At 70.6% G+C, this 19,218-nt stretch carries 24 protein-coding genes and 1 CRISPR repeat array; of the genes, 4 read left to right on the forward strand and 20 right to left on the reverse strand.

What is annotated here, in order from left to right:
• Nucleotides 1–180 precede the first annotated feature (180 nt).
• Nucleotides 181–423 (forward strand): helix-turn-helix transcriptional regulator, encoded by a 243-nt coding sequence (locus ACFWEP_RS06105; protein WP_387366266.1) that lies wholly within the window; start codon nt 181–183, stop codon nt 421–423.
• 45 nt (nt 424–468) lie between these two features.
• Here the strand turns inward: ACFWEP_RS06105 and ACFWEP_RS06110 are convergent, their stop codons facing one another.
• On the reverse strand, nt 469–666 hold the full coding sequence (locus ACFWEP_RS06110) for a hypothetical protein (RefSeq protein ID WP_387366269.1): 198 nt from the start codon (nt 664–666) through the stop codon (nt 469–471).
• Between the two features lie 476 nt (nt 667–1,142).
• On the opposite strand from ACFWEP_RS06110, the gene ACFWEP_RS06115 reads away from it, so the two are divergent.
• From ACFWEP_RS06115 to ACFWEP_RS06125, 3 genes are all read left to right on the forward strand, one after another.
• On the forward strand, nt 1,143–2,399 hold the full coding sequence (locus ACFWEP_RS06115; RefSeq protein ID WP_387366272.1) for a Twin-arginine translocation pathway signal: 1,257 nt from the start codon (nt 1,143–1,145) through the stop codon (nt 2,397–2,399).
• Between the two features lie 2 nt (nt 2,400–2,401).
• Nucleotides 2,402–2,716, forward strand: a complete 315-nt coding sequence (locus ACFWEP_RS06120) for a 4a-hydroxytetrahydrobiopterin dehydratase (RefSeq protein ID WP_387366275.1) — start codon at nt 2,402–2,404, stop codon at nt 2,714–2,716.
• A 64-nt stretch (nt 2,717–2,780) separates the two neighbouring features.
• Nucleotides 2,781–3,125: a DUF6233 domain-containing protein gene (locus ACFWEP_RS06125; protein ID WP_387366277.1), complete on the forward strand. Its 345-nt coding sequence runs from the start codon at nt 2,781–2,783 to the stop codon at nt 3,123–3,125.
• A 90-nt stretch (nt 3,126–3,215) separates the two neighbouring features.
• A CRISPR array of direct repeats spans nt 3,216–3,549; the repeat unit is 29 nt; unit sequence GGGACCATCCCCGCACGCGCGGGGAGCAC.
• A 96-nt stretch (nt 3,550–3,645) separates the two neighbouring features.
• On the opposite strand, the gene ACFWEP_RS06130 is transcribed toward ACFWEP_RS06125, so the two are convergent.
• From ACFWEP_RS06130 to ACFWEP_RS06220, 19 genes are all read right to left on the reverse strand, one after another.
• Entirely contained in the window at nt 3,646–4,284 is a 639-nt protein-coding gene (locus ACFWEP_RS06130) for a collagen-like protein (protein WP_387366280.1), read from the reverse strand.
• Nucleotides 4,281–4,547 carry a hypothetical protein gene (locus ACFWEP_RS06135; RefSeq protein ID WP_387366283.1) on the reverse strand — a complete coding sequence of 89 codons (267 nt, stop codon included), beginning with the start codon at nt 4,545–4,547 and terminating at the stop codon, nt 4,281–4,283. The genes ACFWEP_RS06130 and ACFWEP_RS06135 overlap by 4 nt, the downstream gene beginning before the upstream one ends.
• A gap of 29 nt (nt 4,548–4,576) precedes the next feature.
• Nucleotides 4,577–4,810 carry a hypothetical protein gene (locus ACFWEP_RS06140; RefSeq protein WP_387366286.1) on the reverse strand — a complete coding sequence of 78 codons (234 nt, stop codon included), beginning with the start codon at nt 4,808–4,810 and terminating at the stop codon, nt 4,577–4,579.
• Between the two features lie 14 nt (nt 4,811–4,824).
• Nucleotides 4,825–5,736, reverse strand: a complete 912-nt coding sequence (locus ACFWEP_RS06145; RefSeq protein ID WP_387366289.1) for a peptidoglycan-binding protein — start codon at nt 5,734–5,736, stop codon at nt 4,825–4,827.
• A complete protein-coding gene (locus ACFWEP_RS06150) occupies nt 5,736–5,957 on the reverse strand; it encodes a hypothetical protein (protein WP_387366292.1) in 222 nt (73 codons plus the stop codon). The genes ACFWEP_RS06145 and ACFWEP_RS06150 overlap by 1 nt, the downstream gene beginning before the upstream one ends.
• A gap of 67 nt (nt 5,958–6,024) precedes the next feature.
• Nucleotides 6,025–6,489 (reverse strand): hypothetical protein, encoded by a 465-nt coding sequence (locus ACFWEP_RS06155; protein ID WP_387366295.1) that lies wholly within the window; start codon nt 6,487–6,489, stop codon nt 6,025–6,027.
• A 45-nt stretch (nt 6,490–6,534) separates the two neighbouring features.
• Nucleotides 6,535–9,321, reverse strand: a complete 2,787-nt coding sequence (locus ACFWEP_RS06160) for a hypothetical protein (protein ID WP_387366298.1) — start codon at nt 9,319–9,321, stop codon at nt 6,535–6,537.
• Between the two features lie 15 nt (nt 9,322–9,336).
• Nucleotides 9,337–12,693: a phage tail tape measure protein gene (locus ACFWEP_RS06165; RefSeq protein ID WP_387366301.1), complete on the reverse strand. Its 3,357-nt coding sequence runs from the start codon at nt 12,691–12,693 to the stop codon at nt 9,337–9,339.
• A 201-nt stretch (nt 12,694–12,894) separates the two neighbouring features.
• The gene (locus tag ACFWEP_RS06170; RefSeq protein WP_387366304.1) at nt 12,895–13,416 is read right to left on the reverse strand and encodes a hypothetical protein; all 522 of its coding nucleotides are present in this window, start codon (nt 13,414–13,416) and stop codon (nt 12,895–12,897) included.
• A complete protein-coding gene (locus ACFWEP_RS06175; protein ID WP_387366307.1) occupies nt 13,416–13,892 on the reverse strand; it encodes a phage tail tube protein in 477 nt (158 codons plus the stop codon). Before ACFWEP_RS06175 ends, ACFWEP_RS06170 begins: the two co-directional genes overlap by 1 nt.
• Nucleotides 13,893–13,901: 9 nt before the next feature.
• The gene (locus ACFWEP_RS06180) at nt 13,902–14,333 is read right to left on the reverse strand and encodes a minor capsid protein (protein WP_387366310.1); all 432 of its coding nucleotides are present in this window, start codon (nt 14,331–14,333) and stop codon (nt 13,902–13,904) included.
• Nucleotides 14,330–14,677, reverse strand: coding sequence for a hypothetical protein (locus ACFWEP_RS06185; RefSeq protein ID WP_387366313.1), 348 nt, complete (start codon nt 14,675–14,677; stop codon nt 14,330–14,332). The genes ACFWEP_RS06180 and ACFWEP_RS06185 overlap by 4 nt, the downstream gene beginning before the upstream one ends.
• 10 nt (nt 14,678–14,687) lie before the next feature.
• Nucleotides 14,688–15,005 (reverse strand): hypothetical protein, encoded by a 318-nt coding sequence (locus ACFWEP_RS06190; RefSeq protein ID WP_387366315.1) that lies wholly within the window; start codon nt 15,003–15,005, stop codon nt 14,688–14,690.
• On the reverse strand, nt 15,005–15,670 hold the full coding sequence (locus ACFWEP_RS06195; protein ID WP_387366318.1) for a hypothetical protein: 666 nt from the start codon (nt 15,668–15,670) through the stop codon (nt 15,005–15,007). Before ACFWEP_RS06195 ends, ACFWEP_RS06190 begins: the two co-directional genes overlap by 1 nt.
• A gap of 163 nt (nt 15,671–15,833) precedes the next feature.
• Nucleotides 15,834–16,343: a hypothetical protein gene (locus ACFWEP_RS06200; RefSeq protein WP_387366321.1), complete on the reverse strand. Its 510-nt coding sequence runs from the start codon at nt 16,341–16,343 to the stop codon at nt 15,834–15,836.
• A 10-nt stretch (nt 16,344–16,353) separates the two neighbouring features.
• Complete coding sequence (locus tag ACFWEP_RS06205) at nt 16,354–16,920, reverse strand: hypothetical protein (RefSeq protein WP_387366324.1); 567 nt, start codon at nt 16,918–16,920, stop codon at nt 16,354–16,356.
• Nucleotides 16,917–17,360 carry a hypothetical protein gene (locus ACFWEP_RS06210; RefSeq protein WP_387366327.1) on the reverse strand — a complete coding sequence of 148 codons (444 nt, stop codon included), beginning with the start codon at nt 17,358–17,360 and terminating at the stop codon, nt 16,917–16,919. The genes ACFWEP_RS06205 and ACFWEP_RS06210 overlap by 4 nt, the downstream gene beginning before the upstream one ends.
• A gap of 2 nt (nt 17,361–17,362) precedes the next feature.
• Nucleotides 17,363–18,427, reverse strand: coding sequence for a major capsid protein (locus ACFWEP_RS06215; RefSeq protein ID WP_387366330.1), 1,065 nt, complete (start codon nt 18,425–18,427; stop codon nt 17,363–17,365).
• A gap of 14 nt (nt 18,428–18,441) precedes the next feature.
• Entirely contained in the window at nt 18,442–19,215 is a 774-nt protein-coding gene (locus ACFWEP_RS06220) for a hypothetical protein (protein ID WP_387366333.1), read from the reverse strand.
• Between the last annotated feature and the right edge of the window lie 3 nt (nt 19,216–19,218).

The raw sequence follows: 19,218 nt of genomic DNA on the forward strand, positions 1-19,218 counted from the left end.
GCACACAGTAAACCGCCCCACCCCTATGCGCGGGGTGGGGCGGTTCAGCTCGGCCGGAAATGGCCGAGCGGGGCCCGGTCGTGTCGGACGCACATCACAACCTGACCGGGCCGGTCCATGATCCTCAGATTTACCTGATCAGGTAAAAACTTCCGCCCATGATCATTTCAGCGTGGTGGGATGACGACCGAGCCGCTCCCGGACTGGGTGCTACCCCGCCGCGAGGAGATCGGCCGCCGCCTTCGCGCCGCCCGAACGGCCGCCGGCCTCACGCAGATACAGCTCGCGGACCTGGTCGGCCTCGACCACAAAACCGTGCACCGAATTGAGTACGCGACCAGCGACCCCAGCCTCAGCACCCTTCTCCGCCTCGCGGCCGCCCTTGATACGCCGCTCGCCACTCTCGTCCGCGACGAGGAGTAACCCCGCCCGCACCCGGCCGCCGCCGACGCGAGCACGAACGGGAGTTCAGCGGTGGAGGGCGGCCTCTTCGGCCATGGCCCGACGGAGGCCGCCACCGCGGCTGTGCGCGGGTGGCTGGCACGCCTGGTCACCCAGCGCGTGGGCGTACTGGTCCGGCCGGGCGCCGGACATCGAGTGCCCCTCGGCGACCACAACGGCTTCACCGAGGATCACCCGGTCACAGTCGATACAGATGCGGCTCATCGCGCCGCCTTCCATACGCGGGCGAGAGCCGCGGCATCATCGCACGCCGCGTTGTTGCGGCACCTCGCGCACCGCTCGGTGTGCATGATCAACGCACGATACGCGCGGTCGCCCGCGGCGAGGGGCTGTTCGGTGGTCGTCACCTGGTCACCGCCGGCTCCTCAGTGACGACTCGGTACAGGACCTGCACGCCGCGCCGCTCGGCGCATGCGGCATGCGCGAACACCGAGACGCCTGGCCCGCTGGGCGCTGCGTGCACCCGCACGCACACGTCCGCCCCAGGCTCCGGGCAGTACGTACACTCTCGACGGCTCATTCGCTCACCCCTGGGATGACGTCCTGATTCGAGGGGCTCGCAGCCATTTCGCTGCACGGCCCGCTGTCACACCCGATGATGTGTGTGCACGTCAGGTAGCGAATAGGCCACCGGGTGGCCATCGGTGGCCACGTAGCGGCCACGGCCAGGAGCGCACGCGATGACACCTCACACTGGACGCAACGACGCCTTACGGGCCGCTCGCCTGCGCCGAGGCTGGCGAACTGTTGAGGCCGCCGCAGCGGCCCTGACCGAGCATGGCCAGCAGTACCTGGGCGACCGGCAGTACACCGTGTCCGCGCGGACCTGGCGGCGCTGGGAGGGCGACCGCCCCGGGTGGCCAGCCGAAGAGACCGCGATCGTCCTCCATGACGCGCTCGGCCGGTGGCCCGAGGACCTGGGCTTCACGACTCCGCCGGGCTGGCTCCGGCCCGAGCACCACGAAGAGGCAGATGTGAGACGACGCGCCTTCGCGAGCGTCACCGCAGCCGCGCTCGTCTCCGGCCCCGTGGCGCCGCAGCATGTCGACCCGGCCCTGATCGGGTACTTCCAGCAGCAGCTGGAGGGGCACTACCGGGCGGACATGTTCCTCGGTCCGCACGATCTGATCGGTACGGTGGCCGCCCAGTACCAGCTAATCGACAAGCTGGTGCGCTCGGCGAAGGGCGAGACACGCCGCGGGCTGCTGCGCGTCGGCGCGGCCTACGCTGCGCTCGTCGGCTGGTTGTACCAGGACGCCGGCGACATGGACGGGGCGTCCTTCTGGCGCGGGGTGACGCAGGAGATCGCGATGCGGTCCCGGGACCCGCACCTCATCGGGTACTCGCTGGTGAACCAGGCCCAGGTCCGGACTGATCTTGGCGATGGGTTCGCGGTCATCGACCTGTGCGAGGCCGCCCTCGACGACGCCGACCGGTTGGTGCCGAAGGTGCGGATCATGGCGATGCAGCAGCAGGCGCACGGTGCCAGCCTCACCGGGGAGCGCCGGGCCGTCGACCAACTCCTCGATGACGCGGACCGGCTGCTGCCGCGCGTCGATGACGACCTGCCCTGGGGTAACGCGTGCCGCCGGACCCCCGGGTATCTGGAGGTGCAGCGGGCCACCTGCTACGGGCGTCTTGGCCTCGGCGCCGAGGCGGGTGCCCTGTGGTCTCAGGTCCTTACGATCGTGCCGGAGACCGCGCGCCGGGACCGCGGGGTGTACATGGCCCGGCAGGCGACCGCGGCAGCGGCTGCCCGGGAACCGGACCACGCGGTGGAGATCGCGCGTGCGGTCGCGACGATCGCGGTGGAGACCCGCTCGGCGCGGATGCGCCGGGAGCTGGTGACTCTGGAGCGGGCGATGCGCCCGTGGCACGATGCCCCGGTTGGCCGGGACCTTGCGGAGATCCTGGCACCGGTAGCCGAGGGGACCTGACGGTGAGCAAAGACGTGCTGACGGAAGAGCAGATCGCGGAGCACTTGGCTGCGCGTCCCGGCTGGGCGCGCTCGGGCAACGAGATCACCCGGTCGTTCGCGATCCGGTATCACGGGGGCGTTGCGATGATCGTGCACGTCGCTGACGTTGAGCGGCTCATCGGCCACCACGCGGACATCGACCTGCGCTGGGGGCAGGTGCGGTTCGGCATTACCACCCACGACGCCGGCCACCAGTTGACTGCCTCCGACTTCGACCTTGCCGCACGCATCGACCAGATCGCTGCGGCGCACTCGGCGGAGCCGCTGGGCGGCTGACCCCGGGGCGCCCGGGGCGCGTAGCGGAATGCTGAAGTCCGCACACAACCGTAGACTCGAACGTATGTCCGATCTGCCGCCCGACGTCGACCGCCTCCGCGTCATCCGCACCCATCTGGCCCTGCAACTTGCCGAGGTCGACAGGGCCATCGCGGTAGCCGAACGACAGACGTTCCCGGTGCAGCAGGCCGCGCCCGCCCCGGAGCGGCCCCCGCGCCCCCGCACCCCCGCCTGGGGCATCGCCCGAGTCGGCCTCGGCTCCGAGACCACCGTTCACCGCGGCGACTGCTGGGCGTCCGGAGCCGAGATGACCCCAATCAGCCAGGAACGGGCCACCGCCGAGCTGGCCTCCGGTGTACCGCCCTGCGACATCTGCCGGCCCGACCGAGTCCTACTCCGGCCCACCTGACCCGAGGCACGACAAAGCGCCCCCCGCCCGGCCGAAGCCGAACGAGGGGCAAAGGTCCCTGCGGGCACCCGGCCATCCAGGGCGAATCTACGAGCGATCCCCGCACGCGCGGGGAGCACTTCCGGTTGTACGGGCTGCGGAAGACAACTCGGGGACCATCCCCGCACGCGCGGGGAGCACGCCCACCACCCGTACCGCAGGCGCACCGGGGCGGGACCATCCCCGCACGCGCGGGGAGCACCAGCAGCTCATGACGGCGACGCAGGCTGGGCAGGGACCATCCCCGCACGCGCGGGGAGCACCCTTGGGGTCGTGGAGCCATGGACTCCAAGAGGGGACCATCCCCGCACGCGCGGGGAGCACACCCCGGGCTGAGCCATGATCCAGACGCCGGGGGGACCATCCCCGCACGCGCGGGGAGCACCCTTCCTGAACTGGGTCTTTGCGGCGAAGAAGGGCCAGAACCGACCAACTTCAGCGAGCCCGACACTACCGAGATGAGCGCTGGACCGCGACGGGTTCAGCGGTATTGGCGTCTCGGGTCGAGGGCGAGCGGGACGGGCACGGTGGGAATCGACGGCGAGGGCACGGCCCCGTCTCGCCGGCAGACCAGTGCGTCCGGATCGTCGACAGGGGGTTGGAGGGTGTAGCCGTCCGGGCAGGTCTGCCCGTCCCGTCCGTCCGCACCATCCCGGCCGTCCGCGCCCGCCGGGCCCGGCACCGTCGAGTCCGCACCCGGCTTCCCCGCTGGTCCCAGAGGCCCGCGCGGACCAGCAGCCCCCGACGGGCCGGGACTCGGGGATGCTGCCGCTCCAGCCGGACCCCGCTCACCCGCCGGCCCCGCAGGACCCGTCGGCCCCGGGATCGGCACCGGCACCTGAACTCGGGTCGGCAGGTCCTCGACCGCGTCCCCCGGGTCGGGGGCGGCCGGGGTCCCGCCGCGTGCCTGGATCTGCGCCCGGAGCGTACGGACGTCACCGGCCAGCGTCTCGACCGCACCGCCCCGCCGCGCGGCCTCGGCCGCCAGCTGGTCGGCGCGGGCGTCCGCCCTGTGGATCTGGACCTCGGCGAGCGCCAGGCCCCCGCCGAGGAAGAGGAGCGCCGCCACGATCCACAGGACGTGGCGGCGCCGGTAGAGCAGTCGCTCGGTACGGGTCACGGCGTACCCCCGAGCTGCGTGACGAGGAGGCGAAGGCGCGCAACTTCCAGCTCCAGCGTGGCGGCCCGCGCCTCGGCCGCCGCTTGGTCTTGCTCCGCCTTGTCCCTCTCCGCGGTGAGCCGCGCGGTGAGGCTGTCGTATCCGGTGATGACTCCGCCCTCCCGGGTCGCCCGTGCCGCGCTCCGGGAGCCGTAGATGGCCGCTGCCGCCGCCACCGGGCTGGCCAGGAGTGCGCACAGCGCGGTGAGGGTGACAGCGTCCATACGGTCCTCCAGGCGGTCAGCAGGACAGGTCAGACGCCCGTCGACGCGGAAGCGGGGTCGGCGGACGCCGGGAGCGTCGAGGCGGTGCCCGGCCGCCCGACGTGACCGGCCACCCAGCTCTTCGCGGCGGCGAGGACCAAGGCGGCAGGGGCCGCCCACCAGATGGAGACGTCCGCGAGCCCGGCGCCGGCGACCGCGAGGGCCGTCTCCGCACCGGACCATCCGGACCGCTCGACCAGGTCGAGCGCGAAGTTCTTCTGCATGGTGGTTCTCCTGTTCAGACGTTGGGGACGCGGAGTGCGGCCCAGGAGGTGGGGCCGGGGATGCCGTCGGCGGCGGCCCCGCTGTAGCCGAGGTGGCGCTGCCACGCGGCGTACGAAGCGCGGTCGGCCTCGGACCAGGTCGGGCCAGGCCCGACCGCGTACCGTCCGCAGCCCACCGCGACCAGGCGGCGGCCCATGGCGGTGATGATCGGGCTGGACCTGCCGACCCGAAACAGGCTGGCCCCGGGGAACGGCTCGTACGCCGGCTTCGACTTCGTGGGGGTCGTCGCGCTGGGCTTCGTTGGGGCCGGGGCCGGGGCCGGGGTCTCGTCGGCGTCGAGCCGAACACCGATCCGCTCGCGCATCCAGTCCATCTCGAAGCCGCGCGGGTCCACCTTCCCCGGCTGCCACTCCAGGTGCCCGACCACCGAGCGCTCGGTCCAGCCGTGCGCCCGGCAGATGGCCGCCGAGACCTTCTCGATCGCCTCCAGCTGGGCGGCCGGCCAGGGGTCCTGGCCGTCCCCGAGGTTGACGCACTCGAAGCCGTAGAAACGGGCGTTGCCGTCCGTGTCGGCCTCGTTGTCGGCGGGCAGCGCCGCCGCCTCGGCGATCACCGCGCGCAGCACGTCCCCGTCGCCGAGACCGGCGTGGTTGGCGCGGCCGTTGCCCACCAGGTGGACGGTGCCCTCCTTGTCGATGACCCCGTGACAGAGCGGCCCGGGGAGATCGGAGCGGCCCGAGTAGCACAGCTCCACGGAATTCGGGGTGCCGGAAGTGACGGTGTGATGGATCATCACGCCATTGACCGGGCCCCAGGGGCCCTTGTGATCACGGTTGTTGGTGCGCCAGCTCTTGTACTCGACCACCTTCACGCCCTCGGCGCGGAGAGCCGCGACCAGGGCGTCGGCGGTGAGCGGCGTGGACATCAGACCGCCGCCTTCACGACGCCGGACTCCTGCATCACGATCGCGGCCGCCGACCGGGTCCAGGACACGCTGGACTGGATGTCCGAGCCGGGCTGGAGCAGAGCGGCGACCGCGGCCTTCACGGCGCTCAGCTTCTGCTGCAACACCTCATCCGTCCACTGCTCGATCTGCGGCGGCAGAAGAACGTAGCGAATGCTGATGTTGCCGTCCAAGCTGGCCACGGAGGCCGTGCATTGGTCATATCCGGCACTGAGATCGGGTGTCGTGATCATTAAGTTCCCTTCGCGATCAGGTGAGTACGGTTGCCCCGGTGAAATCCGCGGCAGGACCTTCGTCAGTGATTTTCAGATAGGCCACACTCGTGGTCGTGGCGCTGATGGAATACAAGGCGGCCCCGGACGCGCGGGCGACCGTGCTGGCCAGGGCTGCTGTCACGTTCGCGCCGCCAACAATGAAAATGTTGGAGAAAATGAATCCGTAGTTTCCGATTTGGGATGTCGGGAATCGGAAACTGTCGTACAGGAGCTGTCCGCCAATTCCGGTTTTTCGTACTCGCACTTGCCCTTCGCTGGCCGTGGCTGTGGGCGCCAGTAGGCCCTTGACCGTGACTTCGTAGGCGCGCCCAGCCCGGAAAATCAGGCTCGGTGTGGTCACCCACACGAGCTCCCCGCCCCCGGGATCGGACGAAGAGTTCGAGGTGGAAGCCGTGTAATTGACGAGGAAAGGCGCGCGCGCGTTCTCCGTCGATGCCACCAGGTTTTCCCCAGCGAATCTCACGTCCGGCATAAAATGAGCCTTTCAGAGTGCAAAAACGGTGGGTTGGGCCAGGCTTACTGATGTGCCGAGAGCGTGAGATTTAGAGATTCCATTGACCGCCCGGGTCACCGCAAAAATCTGCGGAGACACCGTGGCGCTGATCGCGGTCACGGTCATCCGCTCCCCGCCGACCTCGATGTCGAAGGGAAAGTGCGACGGGTGCGACGTGGTGGTGATCCACCGGGTGCCATCCGTGAATGCGACGGACAGATTCGCCGACGTCGTTGTTGCCGTCGCGGCGAGCTGAGACCCCCCGGTGTCGTACCGCCCCCGTACCGGGTCGTCGTACACCCCGACCCGGTACGGGCCGGCCGGAGTGCACACCAGCGTCAGTGCCCACGTGCGCGGGGTCGGCTCGTGCTGGATCTGCCGCACGATCAGGTCGAGCGGTCCCGGGCCGGTGTACAGCGGCGGGTTTGTGATTCTGACGAGGTGCCCCGGGCGTAGCCGCATCACCGCCGGGATGAGCGCGGGGTGCCGGTGGACCTCTACGCGGACGGACGGGTACCTCGCCTCGTCCCAGGTGCCGAGGTGCACAAGCCACCCAGCGATCTGCTCGGCCTGCGCGTCGGAGCCGAGCGAAAGGGTGATCGCCTGCTCGTAGACGCCCACGCCGCCGGCCTCCGGCGCTGCGGTGGACAGCGGCCCGGTTGCAACGACGGCCCGCCCGGACCCGCCGCCGCCGGCGCGCGTGACCGTGACGTCGTTGGTGACGCCGTCGTCGTCGTCCGTCGGCTCCAGCGGAGCGGAGACCTCACCGGCCGCGTAGTCGAGCACCAGAGTGGGACTCTGGTTGTAGAGAGTGCTGCGCCCCCGGTACACCAGCCCGAGTCGGTCCATCCGCTCGTGAAGGATGCCGCCATCCGTCTCCTCAGCCTCGGCGAGGAGGCTGAGGAGCTGCTCGCGCCCCTGCGGCCCGAGCGCCTCGGACGTCGCGCCAGGAGCGTGCCGAGCGCTGATCTGGAGAGCGGGCTCCTCTTCCGCCAGTCGCCGCACACGAGTAATCGCGGTCTCCCCAGCGAACCCCCGGTCGGCCCCGGAATAGAGAGTCGACCCGGGGGTGGTCGGGCTGGACGCCGCCACGGCCACCGCGGAGAGATGCCCGATCGCCATGCCCTGCATCGCGCTGCCCCAGGTTCCCGTGACACTGGCCGCCGACCCCATAGCCCCCGCGAAGTACCCGGCAGCCCACCACCAGCTGCCGTCCGAGATATCCCGCCAAGCGGCGCTGAGGGTGCTCTGGCCGCCCCCAGCGTCAGCCACGAATAGAGTCAGCCGATTCCAGCGCCCTGCGAAGTCCGAGAGCGCCGCGGAGTCGGTATACAGGACACTGACGATCGGTGCTCCGTCGCCGTCTCGGCCCTCCACCCGGACACCGGCCGTGGACACGAAGACGTGCGCGGTGCGCAGTGTGGACCCGGAGACGCCGACCCTGAGCACCTCTGTCTGGAGTGTCGGGATGGTGGGGAGCCGGTACACCATTTCGACCTGCCACCCGGCGGTGGTGCTGCCCGGGATGCTGCCCGAGATCGACGCGGAGGCGCCGAGCGTGGGCAGCGGTGCCGACCCGGGCAGGCTGTCGTCCGCCGCCAGCTGGAGGCCAGACGTTTTCAACGGCCGCACCCCGGGCAGCGGCGAGTAGATCTGGGAGGCGTCCGCGCCTTCCTCCATCGGCCAGTACGCCAGGAGACCAGACGAACCCTGGAGTCGCCGACGGATCGTGGATTCCAGCGGACGACGGCCCTGGCCGAGTCGCCGCAGGATGCCGGCAGCCTGGATCGGCACCCACGCGTCGTACCCGGCGCCTGTCCAGCGCGGCGGCCACGAAGAGACCTCCCCCGCGAAGAGCCCCTCGCGCCGCTCGATCGCGGCGGCGCCGACCAGCCCCCAGACTCTGCCCGCGCTGTCCGTGGTGCCGGTGCTCCCGTGTGCCAGCGTGGTGAAATCTGGGCTCGCGAGCAGGGTCCCGCCGATCCCCGAGCGCACCTCGACCCTGTGGACGCGGCCGACCGATGGCACGAAGGAGCCGCCCACGGACGAGCCGACCATGCCGACCGTCAGCGGCACGTCGGCGGCCCCGACCGACGTCACCCCCGCGCCCGTCACGGCCGATCCGAGCTGGGTCCACGGACCAGCCATCACGGGCGCCGTGTAGAACGTCGCCGTCCAGCCGCCCGTCCCGTTGTTGACGTCGAGCACGGCACGGACGCAGATCCGCCCGTCGACCGGCACGGGCACCGGCGTGAGCATGTCCGCGAACGCCACACCCGCCGCGGTGCCGTTTGTAGACCACGTCAGAGACAGGCCGCCGTAGGTGTTGGTGATGAACCGCCAGCAGTAGCGCGCGAGCGGCAGCGACCACTTCCCAGCGAGGACGATTCCGCGGTCTGCCCGTCGCCAGTCGTCGAGTGTGGCCTCGACCCGCACATCCAGGTCACCCGGGACCGCGAGCGCCGTGGTGTGCGGGGTGGACGCGTACCCGCCGTCGAGCCGCAGCCACGACTCGTCCGCAGGCAGCGTGAGCCGGAACGGAGTGTTCCTGCCGAACAGCCCGAAGTAGGGCCCGAGCGGGTTCCGGGGGCTGAAAGGCCCGCCGGTGTTGTCGAGGAGGACCGAGCACGACGCCGGGTCTGCCTGCGAGGCCCCGGGCGCCGTACCGTGCACGATCCGCACTGGCTCCCGGGTGTACATCCGCGAGGTGATGTTCACCCACGTGCCGCCGAGCAGCAGTTCGCCGCGTAGGTCCAGGGGGTCTTCGGGGAACGCCACGGCGTGCCCTCCCTTCTACGATGCCTTCTTGCCTGCGAGCACCAGCTGGACGTCGCCACCGCGTACGCGGATGGCGTTGCGGAGCTCCTCCAGGAGGAGGTCGTCCCGGCGCGACCCGGACGAGCGGATTTCGATGACTGTCCGGGGGGTGCTGGCCGAGTTCGCGCCGCTGGTTGCGCTGGCCGCCCCGAGTCCGGCCGGGGTGAGAACGGCGGACGGGTCGACGAGCCCGGCCATGGACCGGTCGACGAGGGCTCGGTCGCCGTCGATGCCCTGGACGAGCCCGGCGGGGATGAACCGGCCGATAGCCGCCATCACGCGGCTGGGTGACTTGATGCCGAGGGCCTGCCTGATCGCCTTCGTCATGCCCTTGGCGATCGTGAGCATCTGCCGCTCGATGGCCTTCTGCTGGCTCTGGAGCCCCTTCACCAGCCCCTGGGCGGCGTTGATGCCCGCGCCGTACATCGCGTCGCCCGCCGTCGCCCCGGCCTGCCCGGCGGCCGTCACGAGCGCGGCCTGCGTCGAGTTGAGCTGCCGCACCTGCGACGAGGACGCGTTGGCCAGTGCCGCCGCAGACGCCGCGCCCTGCTCGACGCCCGCAGAGGCGATCTGCGCGATCAGGTCACTGCGCACGCCCTTCTTCCGCAGGGTCGCCAGCTGCGCGGCGAAGGTCTGCGCCTGGCTGACCCGGGCCGCGAGCGTCTGGACGATCGAGTCGGCCGTCGGGGCCTCGACCTGGGTGATGTTCGCAGCGTCGAGGACCCCCTTCTTCACGTCCGCCGAGAGCTTGTCCCGGGCGGCGACCTGGTCCGCGAGTTGCTTCTGCGCAGTCTTCAGCCGGGCCGCGACCGCAGCCTCGCGGGTGGCGAGGGTGACGAGCTTCTTGCTGTCGGCGCTGATCCGCCCGAGCGCCCTCGACCGGGTCTTCCCCGGCTTGAGGCTGTCGGTGACGATGTCCGCGACCTTCGCCGCCGCCGCCTTGACCTGCGCCGCCGAGCCGGTGAGCCCGTCGACCAGGCCGCGCGCGATCCAACGACCCTGTGCAGCCGTCACCTTCGACGGCGAGGCGATCCCGAGGGCCTTCGCGATCGGGCCCGGGATGACCGACTTCGCCCACCCCATGATCTGGCTCTTGATCCAGCCGCCCATGGACTGGATGCCGATCCAGAGGCCCTGGACGACGTTCCGGCCCTTCTGGAGCAGCAAGTTGTTCAAGCTGCCGATGCCGCGGTTGATCCTTCCCGGGAGCCCCGCGACGAAGGAGACCAGCGCGACGGTCTTGGTCGTGACGCCGGTCTTGATGGCGTCCCAGTGACGCAGGAAAACGCCGACCAGGCTCCACTTCAGGAAGAAGCCGACGATGGCGCCGCCAACGCCCTTGAGCTTGGCCCAGATCCAGTCCCAGGCCGCCGACGTCCAGCCCTTGATCTTGTCCCAGTTCTTCCAGATCAGCAGCCCCAGCCCGACCAGAATCGCGATCACCCAGCCGACGGGCCCCATAGCCAGCACCCACGCAGCGGCCATTCGGGCGCCCTGGAGGAGGCTCTGCACTCCCATCAGCAGCCAGGTGCCAACCACGCGCGCGCCAGCGAGCGTCTGCGCGGCAGCGGAGCCCGCAGCCGAAGCCCCGGTTGCCACCCACCCGCCGACCACACCAGCAGCAGAGACCACCGCCCGGCCGCTCATCAGCACCCACGTGCCCACCACACGAGCCCCGGCAGCGACCTGAGTCCCGGCCGAGCCCAGCGAAGCGGCCCCCGACGTCACCCAACCCGCCACTACCTGCGCACCGCGCACCGTGGCCGTCACGCCCATCAGCACCAGCGCGGGGACGAGGACGCCCGCCACCACACCCGCTACCACCTTCAGCGTGCCGGAATTCCTCTGCGCCCACCCACCGAATTTCACCATCGCCGGAATGGCCTGGTTGCCGATCAAGTTCACGATGCCCTGGCTGACGGCACGCTTGAATCGCTCTACGCGCACCCCGGCGGACTCGGAGATCGCCTTTCCCGCAGCGTCGATCGATCCCTTGAAAGTGCCGAATTTCACTGCGGCTTTCGACGGGTCCATGGTGTCGAAAGCTCCACCAAGGTCTTCGAATTTTGTTCCGAATAGACCAATGGCGACGGTGTTTTTGTCGACGGGGTCCTTGAGGTTCCGGATCTTGTCGAAGATGGTGTCCATCGCCGTGGTGGCTCCGGGGCCGCCGGCAGCCAGGGTGGAGATCATCTTCTTGGCGTTGAGGCCCAGGGCCTTATACGCGTCGGCTGCACCCTTACTGCCGTCGATGGAGAGGAGCGAGAATTCTTTGACAGCGTCGGCAGCGATATCGGTGTCACGCGCACCGCCCTGGAGTGCTTGAGCTACGAGCCCCATGGCCATCGGGCCGTCAATTCCGAGCTTGCGGAATTGCGTCGAATACTCGTCGAAGGTGTCGAGGAGATCCTCGGACGCATTCAGGCCCTTCTGCTGGGCCTTCACGAGGATGTCCATCGCCTCTTCGGCGTCCTTGGCCATCCCGGTCTTGACCATCTTGCCGACGGTCGTCGAGACGCCTGCGACTTCCTCGCCGAGGATGCGCGCGGTGGTGGCGATCCGGCCGCCGAGCTGCGCGAGCTGCCGCTCCGTCGCCTCCGGGGGGATCAAGCCGTTCTGCGAGATCGCGGCCATGGTGTCGGCGGCGGTCTGGAAGTCCTCGACGAGGGCGCTCGCGAAGAGCCGGCCAGCGGCCTTGCCGTACTTCTGGGCCACCACAGGCGTAGCGCCGAGCTTGCCCTCCAGCTCGCCCAGGATCGTGGACTGGTCGAGGTACTCGGACAGACCGACCATGAGTGCAGCACCGGCTGCGACACCGGCACCTGCGGCGATCTCCTGGATTCGGGACAGGCCGCCTTCGGCAGCGTCCACCGCGTCATCGGCGCCCTCGCGCGCGCCATCCTCCAGGGCCTCGCCGAGCGCCTCTCCGGCTGCGGCGCCGGACTGACGGGCGGCGGCGACGAACCGGCCGCGGCCGTCCCGGATGCTGCCGTCGACCGCGCGCGTCAGCCCTTCGCCCAGCGTCTCCCCGGCGTCCGTGCCCGCCTCGCGCGCGCCCGCCTCCAGAGCGGTACCGAGCGCGTCCCCCGCCGCGTCACCGGACTCGCGCGCGGTGGCTACGAGCCGAGTGCGCCCGTCCCGGACCGAGCCGTCGACCGCACGGGCCAGCCCCTCGCCGAGAGCCTGCCCTGCCCGCTGCCCGGCCTCCTCCGCGTCATCGCCCATCCGCCCACCGGACGTACGGAGCGCACTCTCCGCCTGCTGGAGGGCAGGGCGGACCTGTCCACCGTCGAGCCGGATGTAGCCGACGAGCTCGCCGATGGACAGCGCCACAGGGGCCTCCTCAGGAAGAGCGCTCAGGAGGCGCGAAGTGCCGGTTGATCCGGGTCTCAGCGGAGAGGAGCCCGTAGATACGGACCCGCATCCACCGCCAGGTCCTCGTCTGCATCAGGCCGGGGGTGGAGAGGTCGAGGCCGTACGTCTGCTGGAAGTCGTTCTCGATCAGGGCCCATTGCTCCAGGAGGCTGTGCCAGGTCAGCTCTGGTCCGGTGCCGTGGCCTTGGTCTTTCTGGGCCGGGACGCCGCCTTCGTACCACTCGTAGAGGCCCGTTTCCGGGTCGTAGTCGCCGCAGCCTTTGCCGAGGAGCCGCGCTCGCCCTGCTGCCTGCGTGCCGCGCGATTCGGCGCTTTTCCCAGGCCTGCGCCCGACGCCCAGTACTGCTCGGCGGTCTCCCGGTCAGCGGTGATCCACATCATCGCCGTGAGCGCCGTGTGCTTGAAACGGCTCCAGGACACCTCGGCGGCCAGCACCTCGTAGGTGTCGCCGAGGCAGAGCCGGTAGAGGTCGATCTCCTCCTGGTCGTCCAGGCCGGGGTCGGTCGGCGCGGCGCCGCCCGCGACCAGCCGGGCCGCGAGGGTCGTGATGCGCTCGACCTTGAGCCCGTCCTCGGCGGACGGGTCCTCGATCCGGTACGTACGCGTCGTCCCGTCCCGGCCCTCGACCGGGAGCTCCAGGACGTCGTCGAGGAAGGCGTCCAGCGCCTCGAACCCGCCCATCAGGCGAGCGGGTTGTCGATGAGGAGCAGGGCTCCGTCGCCGGTGATCGTGATGTCGACCTGTTCCAGGGCCGTGTGTTCGCCGCCGGACGCCTCCCACTTCACGATGCCCTTGCCCTCGTACGCCTCGGGGAAGCCCTCGCGGTCGAACCACCGCAGGTGAGCTACGGACCCGCTCCCGAAGGCCCACGCCGCCTGGCGAAGCTTCTCGTGGGTGGGGTGGTAGACCTTGACGCCGTCGTTGACCTTCCGGTTGATCTTGAAGGACAACTCCCAGCCCTGGGCCGTCTTCGTGTTCCCGTTCCAGCCGCCCGACTCGTAGTCCGAGCTGTCCTCGATGTTCGGGTCCGGTGCCGGGGGCTTGAAGTCGGTGACCCCCATGAGGGTCTGCCAGTCCGGGGTGTCGCCGACGGCCGCCATGTTGATCTGGGTGCGCCACCGGCGGGCGAGCGCGGTCTGCTCCGTGGGTGTGGACATGTGCTGCTCCTACTCGTTCAGGAAGGGGCCCGGCCTGGTGGTCCGGAAGTAAAAGGCGCTGGTCAGCTCCTGCCGACCGTGGGTGTCCTGGCCCATGGCCCCGGCGGACTCACGCCAGGACAGGGCCACGTAGACGTCGCGGAGCCGGTAGGACCGCCGCTCGTGCAGGAGGCGGAACGCGGCGTCGGCCATGTCCCACACCTCGCGGAGGTCGGGACCGGCGCGGTACCGGATCTGCACGGCTGTGATCGCGTCCGTGGTGCCGGTGTCCTCCACCGGATACGGGGTGAGGACGTAGACGCGGGCGGGCTCCTCGGGCATGGGGCCGAGGACGATCGGGGTCTCGTCGGGCTTGATCAGCCCGGTCGGCCGGTAGACGCCGAGGGCTTCGGCGGTCAGCAGCTCGGCGAGCCCTTCGACCACGTCGACGGTGTACGTCATCGCATCGCCCGCCGGAGCTCGGCGGCGACGATCGCGGCGACCTGCCGGCGAGCCGCGTTGAGCGGCTGCTCCAGGTACTTCGCCTGCCGCCCCGGCGCGTGCCGGAAGTCGAGCCGCTCGTGCTGCACCACGGCGTACGGGCTGTCGTACGAGACCGCGCCCGTCAGCGAAGCCTCGTCGACCGACGCCGTCCCCGAGCGGGACAACGCGGCCTCGTCCAGCGGCACGACGGCCTGGGACTCGCCGAGGACGTACTCGGCGGCGAGGTAGGCCCCTCGCGCGGCTGCGGGCCGGAGGGCTGATTCGACCTGGGGCAGGTCGAGGCGCAGGGTGTAGCGCGGCATCGGAGGCCCCCTATTCGAGCTGAATCTCTACGTGGTCCGGGGTACCGAGGCCGCCGCTGTCCCGGGGCGCGTCCTGGATGACCTTGGTTTTCCGGCCGTCCGGGAGCGTCACGCGGCTCTTCGGCGGGGCCTTCGTGCCGGGGTAGGCGTACGCGGTCGACGACGACACCACGACGTCGCCGCCCGGCGTGCGCACGTTCCGGGTCTTCTCGTCGAGGAGGCACCGCACCTCGACCGCGGGTCCGTACAGATCCCCGGTGCTGGACCGGCCGAGGTACGGCTCGACGACGATGCGGTGCCGGAGGAAGCGGCGCGGGATCGCGGCCATCAGCAGCCCGCCAGAACCGTGAACTGGATGTGCTCGGAGGGGATGCTCCGGAGCGCCCTGAGCAGTTTCGGTGCGTAGTAGGACGGGCTGGTGCGGTCGGCACCGGTGCCGAACTGCAAGTTGACGCTTCCGATCTGCGCGCCCTGGAGCGGCCCGGAGATGTCGGTCTCCTCGCCTACCTCGCCCCAGAACTCCACCTGCGCGCACACCGCGTCGCGGAACCCGGACGCGACGAGCGGGTGCGTCGGCCGCCCGGCGTCGTCCACGTCGTAGATCGCCGTCAACAGGAAGTCGGAGTCGAGCAGTTCGGATGCGCGCTCCAGGAGCCGCCCGGCTTCCACCGGCGGAGCGGCACTCAGGTAGGCCGCGAGGTCGGTCGTGGTCGCGTACACCCGGCCGTCCCCGGGCGCGCCCGGGAGCGGGGCGGCGGACACGAGTTGGTGCTCGCTGGTTGCCCCGGTGCCGGTCACCGTCCAGGACAGCCGCCACACGCCGGCCACCGAGTACGTCACTGGCGCGGTCCAGGTGGACCCGCCGTCCACAGGTGTGGGTACGGGTGTGGATACCGCACCGGTGGGGCTGGTCAGGGTGAGGGAGACGGCCGTGGTGCCGTCGTGGGTGGGGACCGCGAGGGTCGCGGTGGTCTGGGCGCCGGCTACGGGCATGGGCTCTCCGTCCGCGAGGTCAGGGGGTGCGGCGGCGCTCGGTCACCAGCCGGGCGCCGCCTCCACCACCGAGCCGCACCGCAGTGCGGCCATCCGTCCCACCACCAGGGGGAGGGTCTGAGGGGGGGGGCGGGGAAGGCGCGGGCCTTCCCCGCCGAGGGGGTCAGGCAGACGCGCCGATGATGACGATGTCGTACGAGACCGTGCTGCCTGCCCCGGAGTTGGCGATCTTCAGCAGGTCACCGGTCGACGCTGTCACGCCGTACGCCGTGGCGTCCGCCGCACCGGCCATCAGCGCCACCGCCGCACCCGGCCGGAGCGTGATCGTTCCCGTCGCCGACAGGGCCGTCGCCCAGGGGTTGCTGCTTGCCGCGCCGACGACGACGTTGTTGACGTTCGCCGTTGCCGCGGTGATGACCAAGCCCTTGACCCGAGCGAACGTGATCGCCGTTCCGAAGGCGTCCAGCAGCACGCCGGCAAGGTCCAGATCCTCCGTGCCGGATGCGGCCAGCGTCCGGCGGCCCGAGTAGACCCGGTCCGCCTTGCCAGCACTGGTACCCGACGTGAGCGCGACGCTGCGCGCGACCGTGACCGGCGCCCGCACAGTGGACAGGCCAGAGGCGACGGTGAGTTCTGCGCTGCCCGAGATGGCGAGCGCGCTGGTGAGTGGCATCCGATCCTCCTCAGGTCGCGATGACGAGCGGGACGGCCCGCTTGTAGGTCGGGCTCACGATCGTGGCCGGGGCCGTTGCGGTGAGGCTGGAGCCCGAGGTCTGCGCGAGGTTGCCCTCCCCGGTGAGGAAGGGCTTCGCGCCGCCCGAGCCGACCAGCGTGGGGACGGTGGATGCCGCGACGGCGAGCGCCGCGTAGTAGATGCCGCCCTTCGCGATCCGCTGAGGGGCCGCCAGCGCGAACGTCTTGGCCGCGTCGGCCGCCCACGCTTCGCTGGTCTTGTCCACGGACTGCGCCAGCAGCGTCCCGGTCCGGCTGTACAGGGCGGCGAACTGGTTGGTCAGCGTGGCACCGGCGGTACCCCCGCTGATGAACGTGAGGTTGGAGATCAGGTCGCCGTCCTGGAGGTACAGGGCGACGGAGCACATGACACCGGATGCGCCTGCGGCGATGTCGTCGAGGCCGACGCGCGGAAGGTTGGCCCGGTGGAAGGTCTCCGCCGGGTCGGGGCGGCCGGCCGAGTTCAGCCAGCCGAGGTCGTCGCGGACGAGGCCGCGGTATGCGCCGAGGACGGTCATGCCTTCGGTCCCTTCGAGTCGTCCCCGGCCGGAGCCACGGGGGCAGTGGCGGCGAGGATCTCGTCGCGCTTGCTGGTGATGCCGACGCGGGGCTTCCTCGACCCGGCCTCCGCGTCGAGGATGCGGACAGCGTCGTCGTGCTCGACCCCGGCGAGGTGCGCGAGGACGTCCTCGACGCTGTGCTCGGCCGGGTCATACGGCGCAGCGGGCGGGATGGTGCTGCCCGGGGCCTGGCCTCCGGTGACGAGCGCCTGGACGCGCTCCTCAACGGTGGCCTCGTCCGCCACGGCGACGCCGTAGCCGTGGCGCCGGAAGTACTCCAGCGCCGCGCGGCCGGGCTTGTCCGCGTCCGTGACATACGCGGTGCCCTTGGAAAACTGGACGCCGGCAGACTCGCCGCTGAACGACCGTACGGGCGCCTCGATCTGGTACCTGGTCATGGTCACCGCACCTTCACGTTGCGGAGCACGCCGCATGCCTTGGTGTTGCGGAGGACCGCGCCGACCGGGCCCATCTCGACCTCGCCGGTCTTGACCGCGCCCGCGACCGTGAAGTCCGGGAGCCAGGTCTGGACGAGCGGCTTGCCGGCCATCGCCGCACCGTGGAACGCGTCCAGGCCGATGCTGACGGCGTAGATGTCGGTGAGGCCGGTGATGACGCCGCCGCCGCCCGCGCCGTCGGTGTCTGCCGAGCGGATCGGGATGATCGGGGCCGCTCCGTCGTCGCGGTCGCCGAGGTCGACCAGGACCCAGTTGCCGTACCGCTCGACCAGGGTCCCCAGGTTGTCCTGGGTCTCGGTGAACTGGCTCGCCCGCCGGGCCAGGGACTTGAGGCGGGCGATGGAGACGGTGTTGCCGAGGATGGCCTTGACTCCGGCAGGGATGCTGCCGTCGGCGCCGGTGTCGCCAGAGCCGACCTGCGAGCCCATGATGCGCGACAGGAAGTCGTCCAGGGCGTCGAAGGCGGCCATCGCCTTGTCCTGGTTGTTGACGGTCACCGCGGACCAGTCGAGGTAACCGGTCGAGATGCCCTCGTTGATCGGCAGGTACTCGGTCGACTGGCCAACGAGGCTCTTGTCGAGGCCGTCGAAGCCGTCCTCGTCGACTGCGGTGTCCCCGGCGATCAGCTCCTGCTGGAAGCGGGTGCGCACCGAGGTGAGCTTCTGCGCCATCTGGAACATGATCTCGTTGGTGGCCGCCGGCCCGAGGTTCGCGAGCACGCGATCGACGTTGAAAGCTCCGCCGAGCGGGTGCAGCTCGGTGGTCTTCCGCTCCCGCTTCGCCTCGCTGGTCGCGTACTCCTGGTTGTACTTGCGGAACGACGCCTTCGAGGGCGACAGGAGCCGCGTGTACCCGTAGGTGAGGGAGCCGCCGCCCGTGCCCGGGGTGACGGTGTCGTCCCAGACGAAGTTGTTCAGCAGCCAGCTGTTGCGCCGCAGGTTGTCGATGACGGCGAAGTCGATGTCCGCCTGGGTGTTGAGCTGCGCCTGAGCGAGCGTTACGGGCATGGGGTCACTCCTGGTCAGTTTCCGTAGTGGTTCGAGATCGCCCCGGCGAGAGAGCCGGACCGCTTGGCGCCCTGCTCGCCGGTGCCGCCGGAGAGGTCACCGCCAGAGCGGCCGGCGGCCGCGACGGCGAAGGAGGGGTTGGCCTTGACGGCCTTCTCGATCGCGTCGTCCAGCGCCTTGCCGAAGCCGGTGGCTGTCGGGTCGAGGGTGCTGATCGATTCGACGAAGGAGCGGGAGTCGAGGAGCGCCGAGGCCTTCGCCTTGTGCTTCTCCGCTCGCCCGTAGACGGCCAGCTCGATGTTTTTTGCGCGTAGAGCCGCGTCCCGCTCGGTGAGCTTGGTGTCCCGGTCGGCGAGGGCCTTCGTCAGGTCCTCGGCGGTCGGGGGCTTGTCGCCCTTGACGATGCCGAGGGCCTCGCCGAGCTTCTGCGTGATCTCCTTGACCGCGTCGTCGGCGGCCTGCTTCTTCGCCTCGGTCCGGGCCTTCCCGGCGTCCTTGCGGGCGTCGGCGAGCTCCTTCTCCAGCCGGGTGATCGTGGCCGCGCTGTCGTCGGCGCCGCCGTCCTTATGGCCCTTTCCTGCACCCGTGTCTCCGGTCCCGCCGGAGTCGCCGTCCCCTCCGTCGCCGTCTCCGGCGCCCTGGTCGTCACCGTTCCCGCCGTCTCCGCTGCCGGATCCGGAGCCGTCGCCGTCCGCGTACAGGACGGGTGAGAAAGGGCTGTGGCCGTAGGGGTGGGACCAGCCAGCACCCGCAGCGAAGCCGCGGCGGGCAAGGGTCTTCTTGCTCATGGG

It is taken from the genome of Streptomyces sp. NPDC060198 (genome assembly GCF_042728415.1).
In the GTDB taxonomy this organism is placed as follows: domain Bacteria; phylum Actinomycetota; class Actinomycetes; order Streptomycetales; family Streptomycetaceae; genus Streptomyces.